This window comes from Streptomyces sp. NBC_00104 (assembly GCF_045160825.1).
Classification (GTDB): domain Bacteria; phylum Actinomycetota; class Actinomycetes; order Streptomycetales; family Streptomycetaceae; genus Streptomyces.
The window spans coordinates 3188312-3214106 of the sequence record NZ_CP108215.1 but is presented as its reverse complement, the minus strand read 5'-3'; the positions used below and the strand labels follow the sequence as shown (position 1 = coordinate 3214106).

The window sequence follows — 25795 nt, the reverse complement described above, 5'->3', positions numbered from 1 at the left end:
GCTCCCCGGACCCGTACGGCTCTCAGCATCCCGGACCCGTACGGCTCAGATCCCCGGACCCGTACGCCGCAGCACCCGCAGCGAGTCCGTCGCCGAGACCTCCGTGAAGGCGCCGGAGGCGAGGGCGCGGAGGTAGACGCGGTACGGGGCCTGCCCGGTGAACTCGTCCTCCGGGTCGGGGAAGACGTCGTGGATGACGAGGAGGCCGTCCGGGGCGACGTGCGGGGCCCAGCCCTCGTAGTCGGCGGTGGCGTGCTCGTCGGTGTGGCCGCCGTCGACGAAGACGAGGCCGAGGGGGGTGCCCCAGAAGGCGGCGACCTGCGGGGAACGGCCGACGACCGCGACGACGTGGTCCTCCAGGCCCGCCTTGTGGAGGGTGCGGCGGAAGGTGGGGAGCGTGTCCATCCGGCCCACCTCGGGGTCGACGGTGGACTCGTCGTGGTACTCCCAGCCAGGCTGCTGCTCCTCGCTGCCCCGGTGATGATCGACCGTGATCGCGGTGACCCCCGTCTCACGGGCGGCATCGGCCAACAGGATCGTCGACCGACCGCAGTACGTCCCCACCTCCAGCAACGGCAGCCCCAGCCGCCCAGCCTCCAGCGCCGCCGCGTACAACGCCAGCCCCTCACCGACCGGCATGAACCCCTTCGCCGACTCGAAGGCGCCGAGAATCTCCGGCTTGGGCGCCGGAGTGGCCGGGGGGTTGGGTGCCGCGGACATGGGGTCCTCCGTGTCGTCGTACGCGCTGGCCGTGCCCTGACGCACGAGCGCCAGGGCCGTACGTCGTTGGGGGCGCCCCATGCTGCCATGCGGTGACCGGCGGGAGGGTTCGGGGGGCTTCGGTCGGTTGGCGGGTGCGGGTCCGGTGGGGCTTCTCGCGGAGTTCCCCGCGCCCCTCAAAGACCAGGCCCTGCGGGCCTGGAAGACGACGGCTGCGGGGCCTGAAGAGCATGGGGCGCAGCCCCTGCTCTTCAGGGGCGCGGGGAACTGCGCGACCAGCCCCCACGCACCCGCGGATGGGGGTCGAAGGGGCGCAGCCCCTCGGCCTGGCGGGCGACGGCAGCCCTGTCCTCCCTGGAGGCCGCGTCGGGCCCGCCCTCGCTGCTCGCGCGGAGCGTCAGCCCCTGCGAGGGGCGGCGGCTCGGGAGGAAGACGGCCAGGAGGAGGCCGACGGCGACCGCGGCCGTGGCGATGAGGAAGGAGACGCGGAAACCGTGCATCGTCGGGACCGCGACGCCACCTACCTGGTTCGCGGTGCTGGCCAGCACCATGCCGATGACGGCGCTCGACACGGACGTACCGATGGAACGCATGAGCGTGTTGAGTCCGTTCGCCGCGCCCGTCTCGGACGGGTCGACGGCGCCGATGATCAGCGCCGGGAGCGAGGAGTAGGCGAGGCCGATGCCCGCGCCCAGGACCACCGACACGATCACGGTCTGCCAGGCGGCGCTCATCAGGCCGAGGCCCGCGCCGTAGCCGACCGCGATGATCAGCAGCCCCAGGATGAGAGTGCTCCTGGGCCCGTACTTGGCGGAGATCCGGGCATAGACCGGCGCGGTGAACATCATCGTCAGGCCGAGCGGAGCCACGCACAGGCCGGCGACGATCATCGACTGCCCGAGGCCGTAGCCGGTGGAGGAGGGCAGCTGGAGGAGCTGCGGCAGGACGAGGGAGACGACGTAGAAGGAGACGCCGACCATGATCGAGGCGAGGTTGGTGAGGAGTACCTCGCGGCGGGCGGTGGTGCGCAGATCGACCAGCGGCGCGGGGATGCGCAGCTCCAGAACGCCCCAGAGCAGCAGGACCAGGGCCGACGCCCCGAACAGGCCGAGCGTGGTCGCGGAGGTCCAGCCCCAGTCGCTGCCCTTGGTGATCGGCAGGAGGAAGAGGACGAGACCGAGGGAGAGGCCGAGCGCGCCGAGGTGGTCGAAGGTGCCCTTCGCACGGGTCTTCGTCTCCGGTACGGCGAAGAGGGTCAGCACGATGGAGAGGACACCGAGGCCGGCGGCGCCGAAGAAGAGGACGTGCCAGTCGGTGTTCTGGGCGACCGCGGCGGCGAGCGGCAGCGCGAGTCCGCCGCCGACGCCGATGGACGAACTCATCAGGCCCATGGCGGAGCCGAGGCGTTCGCGGGGCAGTTCGTCCCGCATCAGGCCGATGCCCAGCGGGATCGCGCCCATGGCGACGCCCTGGAGGGTACGGCCGACGATCATCGGAACGAGCGCGCTGGTGAAGGCACTGATCAGCGCGCCGACCACCATCACGGCCAGGCTGACGAGCAGCATGCGGCGCTTGCCGTAGAGGTCGCCGAGACGGCCCATGATCGGCGTGGCCACGGCGCCGGACAGCAGGGTCGAGGTCAGCACCCAGGTCGCGTTGCCGGGAGAGGTGTCCAGCAGTTGAGGGAGATCCTTGATCACCGGGACCAGCAGGGTCTGCATCACCGCGACCACGATCCCCGCGAAGGCCAGCACCGGGACGAGCGCTCCGCTGGTGCTCGTCGCTCTCGTGGTGGGCCGACCGGTCGTCTGCGGTGTGTGCGGCTGGGTCATGGAGCGGGGCCTCCTGGCCGGTGACGGTGACGGTGACGGTGACGGTGACGGTAGATGCCGCCTGAACCTCGTGCGCCTGGGCAACTATTCCGTTGTTTTGAGTGACTAACGAAAACTTGACCCGCTCATGGGAAAGTGACGGTTCGTCAAGGTGGGTCGCCGAGGCGGCTCGCCGAAGTGGTTGGTGAAGGCGGCTGGTCAGGCGGCCGACCAGGGCGGCTGGCCAGGGCAGTCGTCGGGCCTGGAGATTTCTCGCGGGACGAGGCAACGGATCCGCGCCCTCATGGACTGTTAAAAGCATCTAGGAGGTGCTCATGGGGGATCGGAAGCAGGCCAGGGACGCTCGGGACGAGGGGTTCCAGAGCTTCCTCGTCGGCCGCTGGCCACGGCTGATGCGTACGGCGTTTCTTCTCACGGGGGAGCAGCACGCCGCGGAGGACCTGGTCCAGACGACGCTGGAGCAGGTGTACGTGGCCTGGCGCCGCGTCGGCTCGACGGACGACCCGGACACCTACGTACGGCGCGTGATGATCAACGCCCACGCGCGCAAGCACCGTAGACGCCTCAAGGAGTTCCTGGCGCCCCGGAGCGACTCGGACCTCGTGCCCGAGCTCCCCGACAGCGGTGACCGCATCGCCCAGGCCGACGACCGCAGCGCCTTGCTGACGGCCCTGTCCCAACTGCCGCCGCGCCAGCGCGAAGCCGTGGTCCTGCGGTACTGGGAGGACCTGAGCGAGGGGCGGACGGCGGAGGCGATGGGCTGTTCCGTGGGCACGGTGAAGAGCAACGCGGCGAAGGGAATCGCGAAGCTCCGCGCCATACCGGGACTGGCGGAGATGGTGACGCAGGGGGGCCGCAAGTGAGGAACGCGGATGGCTCGGCCGGCATGGACGGCGGGGACGGCACGAACGGCATGAACAGCACGAACGCAATGAACGGCGCGGATGGCACGGAACGCGCGGAAGGCGTGGACGGGAAGGCGAACCAGCAGATGAAGCACGGCGACAGCACTCACAACGACCTCGACCTCTCGCACAACGGCCTCGCGCACAACGGCCTCGCGCACCACGACCTCTCGCACAGCACCGCGCTGGAGAGAGACATCGCCTTCCTCCTGGCGGACGCGGCCGACGCGGCGGAGATCGGTATAGCCCCCTACCAGGCGGTCGTACGGGGAGGCCGGCGCCGCAAGGCCCGCCGCTGGGTGGTAGCCGCTGCCGCGGCCGTGGTGATCGGGGGCACCACGGGGACGCTGGCGCTGGCGGTGACGGACGGCGGCCGGGGACGGGTGGCGCCGGCGGCGACGGCCCCGGTGCCGACGGAGGTGGTGACTCCCGACGCCCGGGTCAGGAACGAGCCGTGGCGGAGCACCCTGGCCGAGGGGCGGGATCAGGGCACGGTCTGGCGAGTGGCGATCGACGTCTGGGACGCGCCGAAGAACAAGGAGGAGGCCTCCGAGCAGCTGGCCGCGATGGGCCTGTTCGGGGACGAGCCGACGGGCGTGGACGGCGCAGCCGACCTCGTGGGCAAGAGCTGGCACTTCGTGCATCTGACGGTGGGCGAGGACCGGACGGTCGCGTTGATCGACGGCGAGGCGGACACCTTCTCGGGCAGGGACCTGGTGGCCTACGCGACGGTCCTGCGCACCGGCGACTGGGACAAGGAGGGCACCCCCAAGCGCCTCGTCATCGGCCAGGTCGCCCCCACCGCCCAGAACGTGCGCGTCACCTGGTCCGACGACACCTTCGTCGACGTCCGGCGCGACCGGGACGACGGCTGGCACGCGGACCTGCGCAACCCCCGCATCGTCGAGGTGAAGGGCGCCCGGGCGAGCTGGTTCGTGGCGCTGGCGCCGGAGGGGGTGGGGTACCGGTCGGCGGAGGTCACGAAGTAGGAAGCGGCGGCGCCGGCGGCGGACCGGGTGATCGGCCGAGCGGATGACGGGGGGAGAGGGGGGAGGCCGTGGGTGCGCCGGGTGGCGGGGAGCTCGACGGGTTGGGTGCCGGGCGGAGGGCGCGAATCTGACGTACTGTCAGGAGTCTTCACATGTGCACGTGGCTCGGCTATACAGAGGTTCGCCGGACTGGAACGCGTTCTAGGTGGGCGGGTTCCGGGTCGGACGTGACGACCTCGGTGCGGCCGCTGGTGCGGACGGTCGTACCGAGGTTCCTCAGCCCACCTCACCCGCCACCCGCCACCCGGCATCGAACCCCCGACCCCCCGGCGGCCCCCCGCCCCACACCGCCCAGGAGCCCCATGCCCATCGACGCAGCCAAGGCGCTCGCGGCCGAGCCCCGTTCCGCCGAGATCGCGTGGAGTCGTAAGGACGTCCTGCTCTATCACCTCGGTGTCGGCGCCGGCCTCCCCGCGACCGACCCCGACGAGCTGCGCTACACGCTGGAGTCCCGGCTGCACGTCCTGCCGAGCTTCGCGACCGTCGCGGGCGCGGGCTCACCGGACGTGATCGGCGGCCTGAACGCCCCCGGCGTCGACGTCGACCTCGCCAAGGTCCTGCACGGCGGCCAACGCGTCGAGCTCCATCGGCCGATCCCCGTCGAGGGGCGGGCGACCGCGACCTCGCGCGTGGCGGCGGTGTACGACAAGGGCAAGGCGGCCGTCCTCGTGATGCGGACCGAGGTCGCCGACGCCGAGGGGCCGTTGTGGGTCAACGAGGCGCAGATCTTCGTCAGGGGAGAGGGCGGTTGGGGTGGTGAGCGTGGGCCGTCCGCCCGGCAGGAACCGCCGGCCACCGCACCCGACAAGGAGGTCGAGCGGGCCGTCCGTGAGGACCAGGCGCTGCTCTACCGCCTCTCCGGTGACTGGAACCCGTTGCACGCCGACCCGGAGTTCGCGGGGCGCGCCGGATTCGACCGGCCGATCCTGCACGGGCTGTGCACCTACGGGATGACGTTGAAGGCCGTGGTGGACACGGTGCTCGGCGGGGACGTCGGCCGCGTCCGCTCGTACGGGACGCGCTTCGCGGGCGTCGTCTTCCCGGGCGAGACCCTCCGCATCCGGATGTGGCGGCCGGACGACCACGCGGTGCGGGTGACGGTGGCCGCCGTCGAGCGGGACGACGCACCGGTGCTGGCGGACACCCTCGTCGAGCACGAATGAGCGGACGAGCGAGCGGACGAACCAGCGCACGAATGAACGGACGACTGAACGGACGACTGAGCGGACGAATGAGCAGCTCAGCGCAACCGTAGGGGACAGGTACTCCCGGGAGGAGCCGCACCATGCGCGCAGCCGTACTGCACGAGATCGGCCAGGACAAGCTCGACGTGCTCGACGACGTCGAGGCGGTGGGCTTCGGGCCGGGCAGGGTGAGGATCCGGGTGCGGGCCACGGGGCTGTGCCACTCGGACCTGTCCGCGATGGCCGGGGTGCTGCCGCAGCCCGGACCGTTCGTCCCCGGGCACGAGGGAGCCGGCGAGATAGTCGAAGTCGGAGAAGGCGTACGGAACTTGAAGCCCGGCGACCGGGTCGTCGTGTGCTGGTTGCCCGCCTGCGGCAGCTGTCCCGCCTGCAAGCGCGGCCAGACGCAGCTCTGCCTGGCCGGATTCCTCAACGCCGGTACGCCCAACTTCAAACGGCCCGCCGGCGACGTCTTCGGCTTCGCGGGCACCGGCACCTTCGCCGAGGAGGTCGTCGTCGACGCCGGCTGCGCGGTGCCGATACCGGACGACGTGCCCTTCGACATCGCCGCCCTCATCGGCTGCGGCGTCACCACCGGACTCGGCGCGGCCCTCAACACCGCCGACGTGGAGGCCGGTTCGTCGGTCGCGGTCATCGGCTGCGGCGGCGTCGGCATCTCCGCGATCCAGGGTGCCCGGCTCAAGGGTGCCGCCGAGATCGTCGCCGTCGACCCGGTGGTCTCGCGACGCGAGGCGGCACTCAAGTTCGGTGCCACCAGGGCGATTTCGCCGGAGGAGCTGGCCGACGCCAAGCAGTCCGTCACCGCCGGTGAGGGCTTCGACTACGTCTTCGAGGTCGTCGGCCGCTCGACCACCGCCCGCACCGCGTACGAGGCCACCCGGCGCGGCGGCACACTCGTCGTGGTCGGTGCGGGCGCGCTGGACGACTTCCTCCAGCTCAGCATGTTCGAGCTGTTCTTCGACGAGAAGCGGATCCTGCCCTCGATGTACGGCGGCGGAGACGTCCTGCGCTCCTACGAGCGGACCATCGCCCTCTGGCGGGCCGGCCGTATCGACCTCGCGGGCCTGATCACGCACCGCGTGCCCCTCTCCGACATCAACGAGGCGCTGGACCAGATGCGGACCGGGGTGGCCCTGCGGACCTGCATCGAGATCTGACCACCGACCGGGTGCGAGAGGAGAGGGGCTCGGGGATGGCATTGCCGCTCGAAGGACTGTCCGCGATCGTCACCGGCGCGGGACGCGGGCTCGGCCGGGCCGAGGCGTGGGAACTGGCCCGCCTGGGCGCGGCCGTCGTCGTCAACGACTACGGCCGGCCGGGGCGGGACGGTTCCGGTGAGGTGTCCACCGGGCCCGCCGAGGAGGTCGCGGCGTCGATCCGCGCGGCGGGCGGTCAGGCGGTGTCGCACATCGGCGACGTGTCCGACCACGAACAGGCCCGGGAACTGGTCGCGTTGGCCGTCGCCCGGTTCGGCAAGCTGGACATCCTCGTCAACAACGCGGGCATCCTGCGCGACCGCATGGTCTTCTCCATGTCCGAGGACGAGTGGGACTCGGTCGTCCGGGTGCACCTCAAGGGGCACTTCAACACGATCCGGTTCGCCTCCGCCCACTGGCGTGCGCGGGCGAAGTCGGGTGACGGCGCGCCGGTGTACGGACGCGTGGTGAACACCTCCTCCGAGGCCTTCCTCGCCGGTTCCGCCGGGCAGCCCAACTACGCCGCCGCGAAAGGCGGAATCGTCGGGCTGACGACCTCCACGGCCCTCGCGCTCGCCAAGTACGGCGTCACCGCGAACGTCATCTGCCCGCGCGCCCGGACCCGGATGACCGAGGACGTCTTCGCGGGCCTGCCGGGGGCGCCCGAGGGCGACGGCGGCGGACTGGACCCACTCGCCCCCGAGCACGTCGCCCCCCTCGTCGGCTACCTCGCCTCACCCGCCGCCGCACAGGTGAACGGCCAGCTCTTCGTCGTACACGGCGGCATGGTCGCGATCGTCGAACGGCCGCGCGTCCAGGCGAAGTTCGACACCAAGCAGGACGTGTTCACGTACGACGAGCTGGACGGGTTGCTCACGCCGTACTACGTCGACCGGCCGGAGGGGGAGACGTTCGCGGCGGCGGAGGTGCTGGGGCTCAGGCATGGGCAGGGAACGGCGGGCGGTTCGGCGTAGCCGCCGACCCCATGAGGGTCGCGGGAGCCGCGGCCCCGCGCGCAACGGAACGGTCCCGCAACGGAACGGCCCCGCAACGGAACGGCCCCTAGCAAGGAACGGCCCCCCGGTGAGGATCGGGCCCTCAAGCATCGGCCCCCGGAACGCAACGGCCCCGCCCGTCGGTGACGGGCGGGGCCGGATGCCGTGGTGGTCGGTTCTGGCGTCGAATTGACGTTTCTCCAGAGGTGACCGGAGAGGACTCGTGTCGCCGGTCAGGCGGACGTCGTCGACTCCGTGTGTTCGGCCTGCTTGCGGTGGCGCCCGCGAGGGGTCGTCTTCTCGGCTTCGTGGGCCGAGATCTGGCCCCGGTGCCTGCCGTGGCCTACCGCCTCGTGGGGGTCGGCAGTGGGCGGCTGGGTGGTGTGCACGTCGCTCATTGGAAGTGTTCCCCGTCGAATGATCTTCTTACCGGCGGGAAATTTTAACGGGCGGCCGCGTGCGTCTCGAAGGTGCCCGAGGGCGTGTCGCCCGCGCCGCGTCCACTTCGCCCGCAGCCCGCACATCACCTTCACCCGACGGTCACCTCCTCCGGTACTCGCCCCTCCAACGGCGCCTGCTGCAACGGCACGGGCCGGGCGACGCCAGGCGCGGACGGCTCCGCACCGGACGGCTCCGCAGTGGACGGCTCCCCGCCCGGCGCCCTGGACGGGAGTGACGTGTCCGCGACCTCCTGCCGCAGGGCTTCCTCGCAGCCCGGCCCCCTGCCCGGCCCCCTCTCCCGCGCACCCTCCCCAACCTGCTCCCGACCCCCCTCCCGGAACTCCTCCTGAGATTCTTCCGCCGTCGCCTCCCAGGGCACCCCCACCCGAGCCACCCCGCACCGCACCGCCCCTGCCGTGTAGGGCAGTTGCAGCACGCCCTCCCGGCTCCACAGTCCGGCCCCGGCCAACCAGCCCTCGGGAGCGGGCAGATGGAGTATCCGGCGGGCGGCCGGCCGCCAGACACCGACCCAGCTGCCCCGCGGCCCGTCGACGCGCAGCGCGACCGCGCAGCTCTCGGGGGTGAGGATCTGGCCCGGCTGGATGGCGAAGGGGGTGATGCGGTGGCCGTCGGGAACCCGCAGACACTCCGGGAAGCGAACCGGGAGCGTACTGCCCAACACGCCCCAGCCCAGCCGGTCGTGACCGGGAGAGGGCGCGTCCGAGCGGATCAGGAGCAGTCCGCTGTCGGGGTCGGCGAGCAGTACCCGGTCGTTGCTGTCGTCCGCGATCTGCAGCAACGGCGAGACCGCGCCGCCCTGCTCCAGATCGACCACCACGGACTTCGTCCGGCCGCCCGACTCCTGGTCCAGGGCGAGCATCCGACCCGTCCCGTCCAGCCAGACCCCGCCCGAGCACCGCCCCGGCACCTGCGCCAGCAACTCGGGCCCGAACGCGCCGCCCGCCACCAGCCAGACCGTCGTGGCGCTCCGGCCCAGGGCGAGGGCGTACGCCCGCTCCCCGCACGGCGCGGGCGACAGCAGCCGCAACTCGGCCGCCGGATCGGCGCATTCGACGGCGCCGAGCGGGAGCTCCCCGGTGCCGGGCCCGGTCGGGTAGAGGAGCGAGAACAGGTGCCGGCCGGCGGCCAGCCGGTGGATGAGGACCCGGCCGTCGGTCATGGGGAGTACTTCGGTGCCGGGCTCCTCGGGTTGGTTGCCGGGCAGGGGGACGGCGTACGGCTCGGGGCCGTCGAGGGTCCAGCGCTCGGGGAACCAGGACTCGCCGTCGAGCGCGAGGCGCGCCGCGTACGACCCGTCGGCGGTGATCACACAGCCGGGCGGCGCGGACCCTACGTTCCCGCCCTTCCCGCCGTTCCCGCCATGCCCTCCCCTCGTGTCCTTCCCTCCGGTCGGGTTCCTCCCGTCGTCCCCATGCGCTGTCTCGCCCCGCTGTCCCGTCTCGTGCTCCAGTCCCGTCTCGTGCCCCTGTCCCGTCTCGTTCCCGTGGCCCGTCGCGGGTGGTGGGGATGCACAGGCCGTCATCGTTCGATCACCTCCGGCGACGAAGGTAGTTTTCGCACGCACAGACGTGGGACAACCCGCACCCCCTTCACACATAAGGATGCTCGTCGCCCGATTCGCCTGAGGGAACGGCGATCCTGTGCTGGCGGACGAGGCCGGAGGGGGCGTCCTGGTGCGCGGGACGGCACGGGGCGGTGCGCGGGACAGGAGGGCGGCTGGTCAAGTGAACCGTGGCAGGTCGGGGACAGGAGTAGTGCAGGTAGCCTTTGTCCGTGCCCCGTCTGTCTGAAGTCATCGCCGCGCTCGACGCCCTCTGGCCGCCCGAGAGGGCCGAGGGGTGGGACGCGGTCGGCACGGTGTGCGGGGACCCCGACCAGGAGGTCGCGCGGGTCCTGTTCGCCGTCGACCCGGTGCGGGAGATCGTCGAGGAAGCGGTGAAACTGGGCGCCGACCTGCTGGTCACCCACCATCCGCTGTATCTGCGCGGTACGACGACGGTGGCGGCCTCCACCTTCAAGGGCCGGGTCGTGCACACCCTCATCAAGCACGACATCGCGCTGCACGTCGCCCACACCAACGCCGACACCGCCGACCCCGGGGTCAGCGACGCCCTCGCCGGCGCGCTGGACCTCAGGGTCGTACGCCCCCTCGTGCCGGACCCCGCCGATCCCACCGGGCGGCGCGGTCTCGGCCGGGTCTGCGAGCTGGACCACCCCCTGACCGTGCGTGAACTGGCCGCGCGGGCCGCCGAGCGGCTGCCCGCCACCGCGCAGGGCATCCGGGTCGCCGGCGACCCCGAGGCGCTCGTCCGCACGGTCGCCGTCAGCGGCGGCTCCGGCGACAGCCTCTTCGACGACGTACGCGCGGCCGGTGTCGACGCCTTCCTCACCGCGGACCTGCGTCACCACCCGGCCTCCGAAGCCGTCGCCCGTACGACGGAAGGCACCCACACACCTCTCGCGCTGCTCGACGCGGCGCACTGGGCCACCGAATGGCCCTGGTGCGAGCTGGCCGCCGCCCAGCTCGACGAGATCTCCGACCGAGAGGGATGGGACCTGCGCGTCCACGTCTCCAAGACGGTCACCGACCCCTGGACCGCCCACGCGGCGTCCACTCACCCGTCGCCCACCACCGCCCTTCCCCCGAGCGCTTCGCGCACCCCCTCTTCTTCTGACCCACTGGGAGCCCCCAACTGAACGCCGCGCCCGCCGACCAGATCCGACTCCTCGACGTCCAGGACCTCGACGTACGCCTGCAGCAGCTGGCGCACAGGCGGAGGTCGCTGCCCGAGCACGCCGAGATCGAGTCGCTGACGAAGGACCACACCCAGCTGCGCGACCTGCTCGTGGCCGCGCAGACCGAGGAGAGCGACACCGCCCGCGACCAGACCAAGGCCGAGCAGGACGTGGACCAGGTGCGCCAGCGCGCCACCCGCGACCAGCAGCGCCTCGACTCGGGTGCCGTCTCCTCGCCGAAGGACCTGGAGAACCTCCAGCGCGAGATCGCCTCCCTCGCCAAGCGGCAGGGCGACCTGGAGGACATCGTCCTGGAGGTCATGGAGCGCCGGGAGTCCACGCAGGAGCGGGTCGCCGAGCTGACCGAGCGGGTCGGTGCCGTCCAGGGCAAGGTCGACGACGCGACCGCGCGCCGGGACGCCGCGTTCGAGGAGATCGACGGCGAGGTGGCGAGGGTGACGAAGGAGCGCGAGGTCATCTCGGCGGCGGTCCCCGCGGACCTCCTCAAGCTCTACGACAAGCTGCGCGACCAGCAGGGCGGCATCGGCGCGGCCAAGCTGTACCAGCGCACCTGCCAGGGCTGCCGCCAGGAGCTGTCGATCACCGACATCAACGACATCCGCAAGGCCTCGCCCGACACGGTCGTCCGCTGCGAGAACTGCGGCCGCATCCTGGTGCGTACGGCGGAGTCCGGCCTGTAGGGCGCGGTGCGGAGCGACGGCGGGGCGACGCGGGGTACGGCGGTAAGGGGCTTTTGGCGTGCGGGAGTTCATCGTCGAGGCCGACGGCGGTTCACGGGGCAACCCGGGGCCCGCGGGCTACGGCTCCGTCGTCCTCGACGCGGTGACGGGCGAGACGCTGGCGGAGGCGGCCGAGTACATCGGGATCGCCACGAACAACGTCGCCGAGTACCGGGGCCTCATCGCGGGCCTGAAGTCGGCGTACGAGCTGGACCCGGCGGCCTCCGTCCGGGTCCGCATGGACTCCAAGCTCGTCGTCGAACAGATGTCGGGCCGCTGGAAGATCAAACACCCCGACATGAAGCCCCTCGCCGCCGAGGCCGCGCGCGTCTTCCCGCCCGGTCGCGTGACGTACGAGTGGATGCCGCGAGAACAGAACAAGCACGCGGACCGGCTCGCCAACGAGGCGATGGACGCGGGGAAGCGCGGCGAACAGTGGTCGGCCGCCGCGTCCATGGCGGACCTGGACGCGCGGGCGGCGAGAGCGGCCGCCGCCGCCGCACCCGAACCGTCGGGGCCGCCGGGTGACGCGACGGCGGGCGCGGCGAAGGCCAGGGCGGCCTTGGCCGGGGCCCGGGGCGAGACGGGGAACGCCTTGGCGGAGCCTCGGGGCCGGTCCGGCGACCGTGCCGGAGCGAGTCCGTCGGACTCGGTGAGCGGTGCCGATGCCTCGGCCGCACCCTCTGCCCGCGCCTCTACTCCTCTCCCGGCCTCTTCGGCTGACACCGCCTCGGCCTCCGCCCTTTCCACGACCGGGCGCGCCCCGACCCCTGGCGGTCGCAGCCGGACCACCGAAACCCAGGTCAAAGCCGCCGCCGACCTTCGTGCCGCCGAGAACGTCGCCTCGGCGGCACCCGATCTCGGCACCCCCGCCACCTTCGTGCTGCTGCGGCACGGCGAGACCCCCCTCACGCCCCAGAAACGGTTCTCGGGGAGCGGGGGTTCGGACCCGTCCCTCTCCGATGTCGGCCGGTATCAGGCGGAGCGGGTCGCGGCCGCGCTGGCGGCTCGGGGGACGATCCAGGACGTCGTGTCCTCGCCGTTGGCCCGATGCCGTGAGACGGCGGGGATCGTCGCGGCCCGGCTGGGACTCGCGGTGACCGTCGAGGACGGGCTGCGCGAGACGGACTTCGGCGCGTGGGAGGGACTGAGCTTCGGCGAGGTGCGGGAACGGTACCCGGACGACATGAACGCCTGGCTGGCCTCCCCGGACGCCGAACCCACCGGCGGCGGCGAGAGCTTCGAGGCCGTGGCCCGCCGCGTCGCCGCCACCCGGGACGAACTGGTCGCGGCGCACCGAGGCCGTACCGTCCTGCTCGTCACCCACGTCACTCCGATCAAGACCCTCGTACGCCTGGCCCTCGGCGCACCCCCGGAGTCCCTGTTCCGCATGGAACTCTCGGCGGCCTCCCTGTCGGCCCTGGCGTACTACGCGGACGGCAACGCGACCCTCCGCCTCCTCAACGACACGTCACACCTGCGCTGAACGGGGCGTGGAGGCCGACGGCCCGTGGCGTCGGGCATCGGGCTTGCGCGTCGCCGCTGCCCTAGGGGCCTGGGTGCCGTCGCATCGGGCTTGAACGCCGCCGCTGTCCTGGGGGCTGGGTGCCTTCGTTTCGGGCTTGAGCGCCGCTGTCTCAGGGCTTGAGCGCCGCTGTCTCAGGGCTTGAGCACCGCCGCCTCCCGTGCCAGCGCCTCGATCCGCGTCCAGTCCCGCGCGGCCACGGCATCGGTCGGCAGCATCCAAGTACCGCCCACGCAGCCGACGTTGGGAAGGGCCAGATAGTCCGGCGCGTTGGCCGGCCCGATCCCGCCGGTGGGGCAGAACCGTGCCTGTGGGAGAGGCCCGGCGAGCGACTTCAGATACGCCGTACCGCCCGCCGCCTCCGCCGGGAAGAACTTCATCTCCCGCACCCCGCGCTCCAACAGCGCCACGACCTCCGACGTGGTCGACACCCCCGGCAGGAACGGCACCCCGGCCGCCCGCATCGCCTCCAGCAGTACGTCCGTCCAGCCCGGACTGACCAGGAAGCGCCCGCCCGCCGCGACGGACTCCGTCACCTGAGCGGGCGTGATGACCGTCCCCACCCCGACCACCGCCGCCGGAACCTCCGCCGTGATCGCCCGTACGGCGTCCAGCGCTCCCGGCGTCCGCAGCGTCACCTCGATCGCCGGCAGCCCGCCCGCGACCAGCGCCCGCGCGAGCGGCACCGCGTCGACGGGGTCGTCGACGACGACCACCGGCAGCACGGGCACCAGGTCGAGGACGGACGCGCGCGAGGACGGGGGCAGCGACGAGGGCATGCCGCCATCCTGCCTCGGGGGTACAGCATGTACAACGAGCGTTGCGCATTCTGCAACGCTTGTGAGGGGAGGGGAGGGGAGGGGAGGAACGAGTGGGCAAGGGGCGAGTGGGCGAGGAGAGAGGGGGCGAGGAGAGAGGGGGCGAGGGGGCGAGGGTCAGTGGACCTCGGCCACCAGCACGTCCAGCGTCCACGCCTTCCCGGTCCCCGCCCCGGCGGGAGGCTCCACCTCCACCACGTACCCGAGGTCCCGCAGCGCCTCCACCAGCTCCGCCGGGCCCTTGGGTGCGATCCCGGCCGACAGCAGACTCCGTACGATCCGGCCCTTGGTCGCCTTGTTGAAGTGGCTGACGACCTTTCGGGTGGGCGCGTGCAGTACCCGTACGGTCGCGGTCCGCCCGGCCACCTCACCCTTAGGCTTCCACGCGGCCGCGTACGCCGAGGAGCGCAGGTCGAGCACGAGTCCGTCGCCGGCGGCCTCGGGGAGGGCCGACGCCATCGGCGTACGCCAGTGGGCGCCGAGCGCTCCGATGCCGGGCAGCTTGACGCCCATCGAGCAACGGTAGGAGGGGATGCGGTCCGTCACGCGGACCGCGCCCCACAGCCCCGAGAAGACCAGCAGCGAACGCGCCGCCCGCTGCTTCGCGGCGGTCTCCAGGGTGGCCAGGCCGAGGGAGTCGTACAGCACGCCCGTGTAGACCTGCCCGGCCGGCCGCGCCCCCGCCGTCAGCAACTCCGCGTTCTTGGCGACCTCCCCGCGCAGCCCCTCACTCAGGCCGAGCACCTCACGCGCCTTGTCCTCGTCCCCGGTGCACAACTCCACCAGCTCGGCGATCACCGCCTCCCGCGCCCCGGTGAGCGCTGGCAGCGACAGCCCCTCCAGCTTCAACGGGGCCCCACCCGCGGAGGGGGCCTTGCCTTCGGACGGCGGCAGCAGGACGAGCACGTTCGCTCCTTGTTCTCGGGGTTCTCGGGGCTCCGCGACAGCGTACGGGGTGGGGAGAGGGGGCCTGCCAGGGTGGTGGGGAGGCGTGGGGGAGGGGGCATGCCAGGGCGGCCTGGGCGGTGTGAGGAGGCGGACTCTCGGTGGATGCCGATGCCCAGGTGGACGCCGAGGCAGACGCAGCCGTCCCGTCCCCCGGTCCGGAGGAACCGCCGGGGTGCCGTCCCGCCCCCCGTCCGGAGGAACCGCCGTGGTGCCGTCCCGCCCCCCGTCCGGAGGAACCGCCGGGGTGCCGTCCCGCCCACCCCGTCCTACGCTCGACCCATGCCCCGCCGCCATCTCCACGTCAAGGGCGCCGCCGAGGCCCCCCTGCGTGCGGCCCTGCGCGCGCTGCGCGCGGAACTCGGTGTGCCCGACGCCTTCCCACTCCAGGTCCTCGTCGAGGCGGAGCACGCCGCGAAGCACCCGCGTCTCCCGTCGTACGACGCCACGGACATCCCCCTCTTCACCATCGATCCGCCCACCTCCATCGACCTCGACCAGGCGATGCACCTGTCGCGACGGCCGGCCACGGGCCCGGGCGCCGGCGGCTACCGCGTCCGGTACGCCATCGCCGACGTCGCCGCCTTCGTCACCCCCGGCGGCGCGGTCGACGCCGAGGCCCACCGCCGGGTGACGACCCTCTACCTCCCCGACGACAAGGTCCCCCTGCACCCCGCCTGCCTCTCCGAGGGCGCCGCCAGCCTCCTCCCGGACCACACCTGCCCGGCGGTCCTGTGGACGCTGGACCTCGACGCGGACGGCCGCACCGAGACCGTCGACGTCCGCCGGGCCCTCGTACGCAGCAGCGCCAAGCTGAACTACGCCGGCGTACAGAAGGAGATCGACGCGGGCACCGCCGAGGAGCCGGTCGCCCTGCTGAAGGAGATCGGCCGACTGCGCGAGCGCCTCGAAGTCGAACGCGGAGGCATCTCCCTCAACATCCCCGAGCAGGAGATCATCGAGCACGGCGCCCCGGGCGATGGCGGCGAGAGCTACCAGTTGGCCTACCGGGCGCCCCTTCCCGCCGACGGCTGGAACGCCCAGATCTCCCTCCTCACGGGCATGGCCGCGGCCGAACTGATGCTGGCCCATGGCACAGGCGTACTACGCACCCTCCCAGCCGCCCCGGACGGCGCCGTCGGCCGTCTCCGCCGTACCGCCAAAGCCCTGCGCATCGACTGGCCGCACCACGTCTCGTACGCGCAACTCGTCCGCTCCCTCGACCCGCACGACCCCCGCCACGCCGCCTTCCTCCTGGAGTGCACAACCCTCCTGCGCGGCGCGCACTACACCCCGTTCCGCGACGGCGACCTCCCCGACATCACCACCCACTCCGCCGTAGCCGCCCCCTACGCCCACTGCACGGCCCCCCTACGCCGCCTCGTGGACCGCTACGCCTCGGAGATCTGCCTCGCGGCGGCAGCCGGCACCCCGGCCCCCGACTGGGTCCTGGCGGCCTTCGACACCCTCCCCGACGAGATGACCGAGGGCACCCGGCTGGCCGGACGCGTGGAGCGCGAATGCGTGGACATCGTCGAGGCCGCGCTGCTCAAGGACCGGGTGGGGGAAATCTTCGAGGGGTGCGTGGTGGACGTGGAGGAGGACCAACTGTCCGTCGGAACCGTGCAGTTGGCGTCCCCGGCAGTCATCGGCCGCCTGGTGGGGGCGCCTGGCGGCCCGCTGCCTCTGGGGGAGGGGCTACGGGTACGGCTCACGCAGGCCGAGCCGGGAGTGAAGAAGGTGCGGTTCGCTCCGGCGTGACCGCTCCGATGAACTCCCGCACGATCCCCACGAGTTGAGTGGAATCGTCGGCGTGGAAGCGCACCAGGCATACCTCCCTACGACGGCCGAAGAAGGTCAAGTACCCGATGGGTGCCGCCAGTTCGACGGTGACGGTGGTCTGTGAACCGACCGCCATGTTGAGCTCGCCGTCCCGCTTCTCGTGCGTCGTACGCAGCTCACGGCGGACCGACGTGACGGCGGTGAGCGGCACACACAGATCCACAGTGGCGAAGCGGCGCAGCCGCAGCGTCGTGCCGGTGAGGACGTGGGGGCGGGTCACGGAGGCCGCGTGGAGCCCGGCGACGACGAGGATCGTGTAGAGGTCGAGGACGAGGAAGACCCCGTGCGCGAGCGGAAAGTCGCGCAGCAGGACGGACAGGGTCACGGTCTCGACGACACACACGAACCCGAACCCGAACATCATGGCCCCCTGCCCCCGCGCGTACCCGAAGGCTCGCCCGCCTCCCCCGACCCCGTGCGGCCGCCGCGCCACCCAGCGCAACAGGCCGGCCAGCAGCAGGAGTTCATGACGTACGAGGGCGCGGGCGATTCGATGGATGCTCCCCACCCGGCTCATGGGCGGTCCTCCCTCAGTATCCGGAGCGTGCGGCGGATGGCCTCCGCCTGGGCCGGGGCGAAGTCGGAGTAGAAGGCGCGCAGGAAGCTGCCGGTGCTGGCACCGGTGCCAGCACCGGTGCTGGTGCCAGTGCCGTTGGCGCCCTTGTCGAGGTTGGTGTTGGTGTTGGTGTCTGGCGGGATCATGTCGGGCGGGATGAGGCCAGCCAGCACGCGGGCCGCCTTCGTCACCCGGGGGTCGTCCGGCTCGGCATCGGCGAGCGCGTCGAGCAGCGCGTACGCCTCGTGCACCCGCTCCACCGCACCGGGAACCGCCATCATGCTCTCCAACCCGGCGAGCATCTCCGCCCGTACCTCGGGTGTCGCGGTCGTCTCCAGGAGTGCGAACATCTCCCGGTCCTTGGCGGCCATCGGGGACTCGGGGACGGGCCCGAACCTCCCGAAGAACGCGACGAGTTCGGACGACACCGGCCCCTCGGCCGGCAGCCGCCCCGCCCTCGCGTCCTCCATCAGGACACGCAACCGGTCCCGCCGCTCCCGGATCGCGCTCTCCTGCCGAGCCAGATCCTCGTCCAACTCCCCGAGCACCTCGACGAGTTCACGCCCGGCATCGTCAGTGAGCACGTCCCGTACCTCGGCGAGCCCGAGCCCCAGCTCCGTCAGCCGCCGAATCCGCGCCAGCACGACCGCGTGCCGCAACGTGTAGTCCCGATACCCGTTGGGCCGCCGCTCCGGCTCCGGCAACAGCCCGAGGTGGTGGTAGTGCCGCACGGCCCGCGGCGTGACACCGACGGCCGCGGCCAGTTCTCCGATCCGCATGCGACCAGTAGAAACGTTGACGCTGCGGCAGGGTCAAGCGGCGGGCACGGCGACTGACGGTGACCGGGATCATGTGCCACGATCGAGGGAACGGTTCCCGATCTCACGGCCAGGTGATCAGCCGATGTCCCAGTCTGGCGAGCGACCGAACAAGGAGGGGCGTGACATGACTGCCATGGCCCATGAGCCGCTCTCGCAGGAAGACGTCCTGCTGGAGGGCTTTCTCGCCCTGGACACCCCGGAGGGATTCCGGGCGGAGCTGATCGAGGGGGAGATCGTTGTGACGCCGCCGCCGGACGGGGACCACGAGGACTACATCAATCTGATCATGAGACAGGTGATCAGGCGTTCCCGGACCGATATGGATTTCAGCGGGAACAAGGGGCTGAAGCTGGGAAAGGCGGAGGGCTGTCCGAAGGAACACGTGATTCCTGACGGTACGTTTGCACCCCAGGTATTGCGCCTCTACAGGGGCGCCGACCCCTGGATGCCCTGCCGGGGCGTCGCCATGGTGCTGGAGGTGACCTCCACCAGGCCCAAAGCCGACCGCGAGGTCAAGCGCCGCTGTTACGCCCGCGGGGGCATCCCGTTCTATCTGCTCATCGACCGTGACACGTCAGAGGTGACACTCCTCAGCGATCCCCGAGAGGAGGACTACCGCCAGCGCTGCACCGTCCCCTTCGGCAAGCCGCTCGCCCTCCCCGAGCCCTTCGCCTTCGACCTGGAGACCTCGGACTTCCTCTGACGCCGACACCGACCCCGCCGGGGGTAGCCTGGGGGACCGGCGAAGGGGGCGAGGCAGAGGTGAACCCACGCGGCGAGACCCGGTGGACCCGTGCCACCCTCGGCCGCCCCGACCGCTCCCTGGACCTCCTCACCGCCCGCTTCGACCACCACCGCTACGCCCCGCACACCCACGAGGAATTCAGCATCGGGATCTGCGTCCAGGGCGCCTCGTGCATCGACTACCGGGGCGGCGCCCTCACGGTGGGGGAGGGCTCGATCGTCGTCCTGGCCCCCGGCGAGGTCCACACCGGCGAATCGGCTTTCGGCACGTACGCCTACCGCGCCCTCTACCCGGCCCCCGCCCTCCTCACCGACGGCATCCTCGGCGGCACCCCGCACTTCCGCGAGCCCCTCCTGCACGACCCCGAACTCGCCGCCGCCCTGCGCATCGCGCACACCGAGCTGAGCACCTGCCCCGACCCCCTGGAAGCAGAGTCCCGCCTCCCCTGGCTGCTCACGGCCCTGGCCCGCCGCCACTCGACGTCCCGCGCAGCCCCCGACGCGATCCCCGGCGCCGACACGATCGCCCTCGCCGTACGCGACCGCCTGGCCGACGAACTCCTCGCCCCACCCTCCCTCGCCGACCTCGCCACCGACCTGGGCCTCTCCCGCTACCAACTCCTCCGAGCCTTCCGCACGACCATGGGCATGCCCCCTTACGCCTGGCTGGCCCAGCACAGGGTGAGCCGAGCCCGGGGGCTGCTGGAGGCCGGCGCTCGCCCGGCGGAGGTCGCCGGGCAGGTGGGGTTCGCGGACCAGGCCCACATGACGCGCTGGTTCAGACGGGTGCTGGGGGTGACGCCGACGGCGTATCGGACGAGCGTGCGGCCGTAGAGACACCGGGGGGCAGCGGGCGCGCAACAGCGTTCAAGACGGATGGCGCCCCATGCCTCGAAACTCACCCCATGACTGCACGCGGCTGGTTCCTCTTCTCCCTGATGGGAGTCCTCTGGGGCATCCCCTACCTGATGATCAAGGTGGCGGTGGACGAGGTCTCCCCGTCCATGGTCGTCTTCGTACGCTGTGCCCTGGGCGCGGCCCTCCTGCTCCCCTTCGCGATCCGCCGGGGAGGACTGACCCGCGTGGTCCGGCAGCACTGGCGCCCCATGCTCGCCTTCGCCGTGATCGAGGTCATCGGCCCCTGGTGGACGCTGACCGACGCCGAACGCCACCTCTCCAGCTCCACGGCCGGCCTCCTCATCGCGGGCGTCCCCATCGTGAGCGTGCTCCTGGCCCGCTTCTTCGGCGACACGGAACACCTGGGAGCCCGCCGCATGACCGGCCTGGCCTTGGGCCTCGCAGGCGTAGCGGTCCTCACCATCCCGCACCTCACCGGCGGCAACGTCCTCTCCCTCACCGAGGTCCTGATCACGGTGATCGGCTACGCCACGGCCCCCCTGATCATGGCCCGCCACCTCAAGCAGGTCCCCACCCTCCAGCTGATAGCCCCGGTCCTACTCCTCGCGGCCCTCGTCTACGCCCCCGCGGCAGCCCTGACCCGCCCACCCACCCTTCCCTCGCCCCCCGCCCTGATGGCGCTGGCGGCCCTGGGCGTGATCTGCACGGCCCTGGCCTTCGTGGCCTTCCTGGAACTGATCCGAGAGGTCGGCCCGACGCGTGCCACGGTCTTCACGTACGTCAACCCGGCGGTGGCGGTAGCGGCAGGCGCGCTCTTCCTGGACGAGCACCTCACCCCCGGAATCCTGGCCTCCTTCGCCCTGATCCTGGCGGGCTCGTTCCTGGCGACGGCGTCGACGGCATCGAGTGCGCCGAAGGTGGCGACGGCGTCGACGGCATCGAGTGCGCCGAAGGTGGCGACGGCGTCGACGGCATCGAGTGCGCCGAAGGTGGCGAGGGCGGGGAGGGCGGCGACAAGGGCTGCCCTCGGGGACGTCGACAAGGACTGCCCCGGGGACGGCTCCGGGGCCGTCCCCGAGGACGGCTCGGAGGAGCGGTGGGCGCCCGGTACCATGGTCGACACGGCAGACGAGCCGGGCGGACGGCCGCGTGAAGATCCTTGTGGACCTTCCCGAGGAACGTCCGGGCTCCACAGGGCAGGGTGATGGCTAACGGCCACCCGGGGTGACCCGCGGGACAGTGCCACAGAAAACAAACCGCCCAGCGCTCAGGCGCTGGGTAAGGGTGAAACGGTGGTGTAAGAGACCACCAGTGCCCAGGGCGACCTGGGCAGCTAGGTAAACCCCACCCGGAGCAAGGTCAAGAGGGAGTCCTTTCCAAGGATAGGAAAGGGCTTCTGCGCGGACGTTCGAGGGCTGCCCGCCCGAGTCCGCGGGTAGACCGCACGAGGCCGGCGGCAACGCCGGCCCTAGATGGATGGCCGTCTCCCCGGCCGCCGCGAGGCAGCCGGGCGACAGAACCCGGCGTACAGCCCGACTCGTCTGCCGCCAGGGGCCCTATGACCAGGGAAGTTGCTGGTCAGGGGCTCTTTTCCGTAAGTCGAAGGGCTTCATCAGGCCCCGGTCCGTACCGGTTCAAACCGGTACACGCGGCTGTGAACGTAGCCACGAAGGTATCCACGAAAGTAGCCACCCACGCGGCCACTGCGGGCATTCGTCCTGATCATGCGGGCACTCGTCCTGATCAGTGGGCTGCGGTCAGCGGTCGGAGATGCGGGTACGGCCTGTAGTCCTAGCTCGGACATCAGGGAGCAAGTAATTCGCTGGTAGCTTTCAGGGCTTCGCGGCTGCGGCCTTCTTCGGCCGGCGAGGCACGGTCTTGGCCTTGCCGAGGTGCCCGTACACCGTCCGGCGCTGAACGGTCAGTGCCAGCCCACCAAGATCATCGCTTGGCGGGCTGGCGTATCTGTGTCATGCCCCCGCTTCAGATGCAGATCGCGATCTTTCCGCGTGTGCGTCCGCGCTCGGCGTGCGCGTGGGCGTCGGCGATCCGCTCCAGGGGGTAGGTCTGTTCGATACGGGGTGTGTAGCGGCCCTGCCGGCCCAGTTCTGCGGCTGCGGACAGGAGGTTGGAGTCGTTCTCCGCGTTGACCACGCGCGTGCCCAGGCGCTGCCCGCCCGCGTGGTCGGCGACCGTCGCGACGCGCGTTGGGTCGCCCGTGATCGCGACGAGGTCGTCCAGGGACCCGGAGGCCGCGGTGTCGAGCGCGATGTCGACGCCGTGCGGAGTGAGGGCGGAGAGGCGCTGCGCGAGGCCGGGGCCGTAGGTGGTGGGAACGGCGCCGAGAGAGGTGAGGAACTCGTGGTTGCGTTCGCTGGCTGTCCCGATCACGGTGGCACCTTGTGCCACCGCGATCTCGACTGCCGCGCTGCCCACGCCTCCGGCGGCTCCCTCGACGAGAAGGGTGCGCCCCGCGAGGGAGCCGAGCGCGTTCAGGCCACGCATCGCGGTCACAGACGCAAGACCGGCGCCCGCGGCCTGCTCATCGTTCCACGTGTCGGGGGCTTGGGCCCAGGCCGAGAGGATGACCAGCTCTGCGGTTGCGCCGGTGACACCGCCCAGCCCGAAAACGCGGTCGCCGATGCTCACCCCCTGCACTCCGTCACCGATTTCGTCGACCACGCCGACGGCGTCGCGCCCGGGAATGGCGGGCAGCTCCAGGGGAATCAGCTGGTGCAGGGCGCCGGCGCGCAGCTTCCAGTCGATGGGATTGACACTGGCCGCCGCGACGCGGACACGGATCTCACCAAGTCCCGGGCGAGGGGCGGGGGCCTGCTCGATCACCAGGCTCTCCGCTGCGCCGTATTCATGGAAGCGGGCTGCACGCATAATGTCCTGCCTTACCTTTATAGGTCGAAATGATGGTGTTCAATCGACGCCCGTTACTCTCAACCTGACGTCGACGTGAGGCGTAAATCGGCAAGCCGGCAGCCTTCCGGCCAGAGGAGCACGGATACGGATCGGTGAGGTTGCCGAGCAGGCGGGCAGCCGCCCGCCCCGAAAACCACGATCCTGCCCAACGTCGGAATACCGCCCGTCGAGTCGATGCTCCGGAAGATATCCAGAAGGTCGGTCACCAGATGGATACCAAGACCGGAGACGGGAGCCCCTCATGACCCAACGGCCACCGCTGCCACCCGACTTGTTCGACGAGCTGTGCCCGTCCTCGCTGCTGCCTTTCCGCTTCGGTGACAAATGGGCACCCCTGGTCCTCCGCTGCCTGGAAGACGGCCCGCGCAGATACTCCGAACTCCGCGTGCCACTGGGCCGCGTCACCCCGAAGGCGCTCACCCAGTCGCTCCGCGGCTTGGAGCGGAACGGGTTCGTGTCACGCACGGTGCACGCCGACCCGAAACTGCGGGTGGAGTACGCGCTGACACCGCTGGGCCGCAGCACGCTGGAGCCGCTGGCCGCCGCGTGCCGATGGGCGACCGAGCACTGGGACGAGCTGCTCGACGCACGCGAGGGCGGCTCGGGCGGCTTCTCCTCCATTGGCTGACTCGACACTGCGTTGCGCGTGTCGCACCGGATGAGCCACACCTCTGAGTTGTACCGAGCTGGGACTACAGGGCCGGTGCGGCCGCCTCCGGAAGCATCGGCGGGTCCCTCTTCGCAGGCGACATAAGCACCACCGATGCTCCCTTGTTGTCTGCCCCCAGGCCGGTCTGATTGCCATAGGGCACCCGCGCGAGCCACCTGGCTGACAGATGATCAGAACGGCGAAGCTCGAGGAGGATGGAGGAGGATCAAGGAGGATCAAGGAGGATCAAGGAGGATCAAGGAGGATCGGAGCATGGCGATATGCAGGAAGTGCGGCGTGCGAAAGCGCCGTTGGCCTCGTTCCTGTCCCGGGTGTCGCGCCGGGTCGGCCCGGGCGGACGCGGCCGTGGCAGGAGTCGATGTGACCGTGGCGGCAGGACTGTTCGGGTGGATCAGACGGGCAGTCACGGGCGTTGTGCGGAGGATTCTCGACTGGACCTGACTCAGCGGGTACGACCCGGCACCCGAAGTCGTCGGCATCGATCTCACCGGTGAACGCCTAGCCAGTCATGGCGCTTCTCCGGTTCGTGGGGTGGCTCTGAGTCGCTGGGATGGCGGGAGTGCCGTTCGATGCGAGCGCCACGCGTCTCGCGCAGCATGTAGCGCCGTACGGGCCCTGCCTCCAGCAACTCGCTCCGCCGTCGCGACCTTTCGGCCCGCGTCGGCTTCTCCGTGAGCATGAACCAGGGCTCGTGCTCGGCGAGGAGCGGGTTCTCCTCCCAGCGCGGCCTGACCCACGGCGGATTCCCCACCTGAAGATCACACCCCCCACTAGCCCCCGGAAAACATGCGCGGAGTGCGGCGCCCCGTGGCGGTTCCCAAGGGGCGCCGCCCTGTTCCGGGCTTCCTTGCCAGCCGGTGTGATGGGCGTCAACCCGTGGTGACCAGCTCTTCGAGTAGCTGCTCCAACAGATTGTTGTCACCGAGGAAGCTCTTCACCGAAGCGTCCTCGTTGCGTTGAGGGTCCAAGCTCGACCAGTTCAGGGCGTATCCCGCGTCGGCGCTGAGTTGGGCAAGGAACGCCCGCTGGGCACGGCCGTTGCCCTCGCGGAACGGGTGGAGGACGTTCAGGTCGCCGTACAACGTGGCCAGTTGGATGACGAATTCCTGCCGGGGGAGATTCCGCAGCTGACCGGAGGAGGCGAGCCGGCCGAAGACCTCTCCGGCGTAGGGCACCAGGTTTCTCGCCGGGCAGAACGGTGTGCGCTTGGCGATGTTCACGGTGCGTAACTCGCCTGCCCACGGATAGATGTCACCGAAGATCGCGGCATGGAACGCTTGGAGATGGCCGAGGTCGTACGCGCCGGGTAGGGGGCGTTCGGCGAGCATGACGAGGCGCGCCCGGGTGATGTCCGCCTCCGCTGCCGCGAGCGGCTGATGCTCGGTGATGCCGAGCTTGTTGCGCAGCACCCCGTTGGGCATGGAGTACGGATCGTTCACCCAGCCTGCCGCTCCGAAGTCTGCTTGTGGCGGGCGATCGCGCGGGCGACAAGGGTGTCCGCGTCGAGGTCGCCTTTCACGTAGGCCTCGGTGTCGCGGTCGGAGGCCTTGGTTGCCTGGAGCCCCTCGGCCTCAATGGAGCCGGTGGCCGAGGCGACGGCCGCACGCCGTGCAGCTCGGCCGCTCAGCGCCTCGAAGGCCTCGACGGACAGCAGGACACCCTGGGGCTTGCGGTGGGCGCCGATCAGGACCGGGTCGGCATCCGCGCCGGACTCCGACAGGTCGGTCAGGATCCGCGACAGTCTCGCGCGCGCGTCGCTGACGGTCACGACCTCAGGAATCTCCATGCTGTTCACCGTACCCATATAGAGGCTTGATTCTGTACAGATTCTAGTACGGATTCCGGTGAGCGTCCCGCCTCGGGCGGCCCTGGAGGGGGTATCCCCTACCCCGTCCCGGAGGCCGCCACCAGCGAGACTGCGAGTTCCTCGCCGATGTCGGCGGGGTTGAACCGGACCACCGGTACATCGCGCCGGTTGAGTTCGGTGATCACCATGTCGGCGGTGATGCCGTCCGCCTCGGTAGCCACCAGAACCGGCGCCTCCGAGAACGACGAAGCCCCCGGTCCGGACCGCTCCGGCGTGGGGCGCCTCCTTGCGTAGCCATCAAGGTAGCCACGGAAACGTCCTTCCTGCACGTTTGCACAGGTCATAGCGTTGCGGTGATTCTCCCCGGCGTACAGCCCGACTCGTCTGCCGCCGAAGCTGCGCCGCTCGTGATGGCCCTGGCGTCCTGCCAGGGTGACA

At 71.2% G+C, this 25795-nt stretch carries 24 protein-coding genes, 1 other RNA gene and 1 pseudogene; 14 read left to right on the top strand and 12 right to left on the bottom strand.

From position 1 onward, the window contains the following. Nucleotides 1–45: 45 nt before the first annotated feature. Together OG272_RS13935 and OG272_RS13930 are read right to left on the bottom strand one after the other, a co-directional pair. On the bottom strand, nt 46–720 hold the full coding sequence (locus tag OG272_RS13935) for a class I SAM-dependent methyltransferase (RefSeq protein WP_405896018.1): 675 nt from the start codon (nt 718–720) through the stop codon (nt 46–48). 251 nt (nt 721–971) lie between these two features. Further along, on the bottom strand, nt 972–2552 hold the full coding sequence (locus OG272_RS13930) for an MFS transporter (RefSeq protein ID WP_405893481.1): 1581 nt from the start codon (nt 2550–2552) through the stop codon (nt 972–974). Between the two features lie 314 nt (nt 2553–2866). Between OG272_RS13930 and OG272_RS13925 the strand changes: the two genes are divergently transcribed. The 5 genes from OG272_RS13925 to OG272_RS13905 all read left to right on the top strand — a co-directional run bounded on the left by OG272_RS13925 (nt 2867) and on the right by OG272_RS13905 (nt 7881). Then, on the top strand, nt 2867–3415 hold the full coding sequence (locus OG272_RS13925) for a SigE family RNA polymerase sigma factor (RefSeq protein ID WP_405893479.1): 549 nt from the start codon (nt 2867–2869) through the stop codon (nt 3413–3415). Further along, nucleotides 3412–4446: a hypothetical protein gene (locus OG272_RS13920; RefSeq protein WP_405893477.1), complete on the top strand. Its 1035-nt coding sequence runs from the start codon at nt 3412–3414 to the stop codon at nt 4444–4446. The genes OG272_RS13925 and OG272_RS13920 overlap by 4 nt, the downstream gene beginning before the upstream one ends. A 362-nt stretch (nt 4447–4808) precedes the next feature. Continuing rightward, complete coding sequence (locus tag OG272_RS13915) at nt 4809–5669, top strand: MaoC/PaaZ C-terminal domain-containing protein (RefSeq protein WP_405893475.1); 861 nt, start codon at nt 4809–4811, stop codon at nt 5667–5669. A 122-nt stretch (nt 5670–5791) separates the two neighbouring features. Beyond that, nucleotides 5792–6868 (top strand): Zn-dependent alcohol dehydrogenase, encoded by a 1077-nt coding sequence (locus tag OG272_RS13910; protein ID WP_326583202.1) that lies wholly within the window; start codon nt 5792–5794, stop codon nt 6866–6868. A 35-nt stretch (nt 6869–6903) separates the two neighbouring features. Beyond that, on the top strand, nt 6904–7881 hold the full coding sequence (locus OG272_RS13905; RefSeq protein ID WP_405893473.1) for a 3-oxoacyl-ACP reductase: 978 nt from the start codon (nt 6904–6906) through the stop codon (nt 7879–7881). A 254-nt stretch (nt 7882–8135) separates the two neighbouring features. Here OG272_RS13905 and OG272_RS13900 read toward each other — a convergent pair whose 3' ends face one another. Next, a complete protein-coding gene (locus OG272_RS13900) occupies nt 8136–8300 on the bottom strand; it encodes a hypothetical protein (protein WP_326583204.1) in 165 nt (54 codons plus the stop codon). Between the two features lie 131 nt (nt 8301–8431). Continuing rightward, on the bottom strand, nt 8432–9886 hold the full coding sequence (locus tag OG272_RS13895; RefSeq protein WP_405893471.1) for a hypothetical protein: 1455 nt from the start codon (nt 9884–9886) through the stop codon (nt 8432–8434). Between the two features lie 251 nt (nt 9887–10137). Here OG272_RS13895 and OG272_RS13890 point away from each other — a divergent pair, with 251 nt between their 5' ends. Genes OG272_RS13890 through OG272_RS13880 form a run of 3 tightly spaced genes read left to right on the top strand, consistent with a single transcriptional unit; the run spans nt 10138 to nt 13326 of the window. Beyond that, a complete protein-coding gene (locus tag OG272_RS13890) occupies nt 10138–11061 on the top strand; it encodes a Nif3-like dinuclear metal center hexameric protein (protein ID WP_327729997.1) in 924 nt (307 codons plus the stop codon). Continuing rightward, nucleotides 11058–11801 carry a C4-type zinc ribbon domain-containing protein gene (locus tag OG272_RS13885; RefSeq protein ID WP_326585854.1) on the top strand — a complete coding sequence of 248 codons (744 nt, stop codon included), beginning with the start codon at nt 11058–11060 and terminating at the stop codon, nt 11799–11801. Before OG272_RS13890 ends, OG272_RS13885 begins: the two co-directional genes overlap by 4 nt. Nucleotides 11802–11859: 58 nt before the next feature. Beyond that, nucleotides 11860–13326: a bifunctional RNase H/acid phosphatase gene (locus OG272_RS13880; protein WP_405893468.1), complete on the top strand. Its 1467-nt coding sequence runs from the start codon at nt 11860–11862 to the stop codon at nt 13324–13326. Nucleotides 13327–13499: 173 nt separating this feature from the next. Here OG272_RS13880 and eda read toward each other — a convergent pair whose 3' ends face one another. Both eda and yaaA read right to left on the bottom strand, forming a co-directional pair. Then, nucleotides 13500–14144, bottom strand: a complete 645-nt coding sequence (eda, locus tag OG272_RS13875; protein WP_327729999.1) for a bifunctional 4-hydroxy-2-oxoglutarate aldolase/2-dehydro-3-deoxy-phosphogluconate aldolase — start codon at nt 14142–14144, stop codon at nt 13500–13502. Between the two features lie 156 nt (nt 14145–14300). Then, complete coding sequence (yaaA, locus tag OG272_RS13870) at nt 14301–15089, bottom strand: peroxide stress protein YaaA (protein ID WP_405893466.1); 789 nt, start codon at nt 15087–15089, stop codon at nt 14301–14303. A 321-nt stretch (nt 15090–15410) separates the two neighbouring features. On the opposite strand from yaaA, the gene OG272_RS13865 reads away from it, so the two are divergent. Further along, nucleotides 15411–16889 carry an RNB domain-containing ribonuclease gene (locus OG272_RS13865; RefSeq protein ID WP_327730001.1) on the top strand — a complete coding sequence of 493 codons (1479 nt, stop codon included), beginning with the start codon at nt 15411–15413 and terminating at the stop codon, nt 16887–16889. On the opposite strand, the gene OG272_RS13860 is transcribed toward OG272_RS13865, so the two are convergent. Together OG272_RS13860 and OG272_RS13855 are read right to left on the bottom strand one after the other, a co-directional pair. Beyond that, complete coding sequence (locus OG272_RS13860) at nt 16840–17487, bottom strand: hypothetical protein (RefSeq protein ID WP_327730002.1); 648 nt, start codon at nt 17485–17487, stop codon at nt 16840–16842. The genes OG272_RS13865 and OG272_RS13860 overlap by 50 nt on opposite strands. After that, nucleotides 17484–18305, bottom strand: a complete 822-nt coding sequence (locus tag OG272_RS13855) for a MerR family transcriptional regulator (protein WP_405893463.1) — start codon at nt 18303–18305, stop codon at nt 17484–17486. Before OG272_RS13855 ends, OG272_RS13860 begins: the two co-directional genes overlap by 4 nt. Nucleotides 18306–18471: 166 nt before the next feature. On the opposite strand from OG272_RS13855, the gene OG272_RS13850 reads away from it, so the two are divergent. From OG272_RS13850 to rnpB, 4 genes and pseudogenes are all read left to right on the top strand, one after another. Next, the gene (locus OG272_RS13850) at nt 18472–19050 is read left to right on the top strand and encodes a Uma2 family endonuclease (RefSeq protein WP_327730004.1); all 579 of its coding nucleotides are present in this window, start codon (nt 18472–18474) and stop codon (nt 19048–19050) included. A 59-nt stretch (nt 19051–19109) separates the two neighbouring features. Next, a complete protein-coding gene (locus tag OG272_RS13845) occupies nt 19110–19925 on the top strand; it encodes an AraC family transcriptional regulator (protein ID WP_328222880.1) in 816 nt (271 codons plus the stop codon). Nucleotides 19926–19996: 71 nt separating this feature from the next. Beyond that, a pseudogene (locus OG272_RS13840) lies at nt 19997–20845 on the top strand (DMT family transporter); the annotation flags it as partial. A 233-nt stretch (nt 20846–21078) separates the two neighbouring features. Continuing rightward, an RNA gene (rnpB, locus tag OG272_RS13835) (RNase P RNA component class A) lies at nt 21079–21493 on the top strand. A 439-nt stretch (nt 21494–21932) separates the two neighbouring features. Here rnpB and OG272_RS13830 read toward each other — a convergent pair. Next, nucleotides 21933–22838 (bottom strand): NADP-dependent oxidoreductase, encoded by a 906-nt coding sequence (locus OG272_RS13830; RefSeq protein WP_328222878.1) that lies wholly within the window; start codon nt 22836–22838, stop codon nt 21933–21935. Between the two features lie 283 nt (nt 22839–23121). Here OG272_RS13830 and OG272_RS13825 point away from each other — a divergent pair, with 283 nt between their 5' ends. Continuing rightward, nucleotides 23122–23508, top strand: coding sequence for a helix-turn-helix domain-containing protein (locus OG272_RS13825; protein ID WP_326583215.1), 387 nt, complete (start codon nt 23122–23124; stop codon nt 23506–23508). Nucleotides 23509–24419: 911 nt separating this feature from the next. On the opposite strand, the gene OG272_RS13820 is transcribed toward OG272_RS13825, so the two are convergent. From OG272_RS13820 to OG272_RS13810, 3 genes are all read right to left on the bottom strand, one after another. After that, nucleotides 24420–24989 (bottom strand): Fic/DOC family protein, encoded by a 570-nt coding sequence (locus tag OG272_RS13820; protein WP_405893460.1) that lies wholly within the window; start codon nt 24987–24989, stop codon nt 24420–24422. Further along, a complete protein-coding gene (locus tag OG272_RS13815) occupies nt 24986–25336 on the bottom strand; it encodes a type II toxin-antitoxin system Phd/YefM family antitoxin (RefSeq protein WP_326583217.1) in 351 nt (116 codons plus the stop codon). The genes OG272_RS13820 and OG272_RS13815 overlap by 4 nt, the downstream gene beginning before the upstream one ends. A gap of 98 nt (nt 25337–25434) precedes the next feature. Next, nucleotides 25435–25578: a hypothetical protein gene (locus OG272_RS13810; protein WP_405896145.1), complete on the bottom strand. Its 144-nt coding sequence runs from the start codon at nt 25576–25578 to the stop codon at nt 25435–25437. Nucleotides 25579–25795 lie beyond the last annotated feature (217 nt).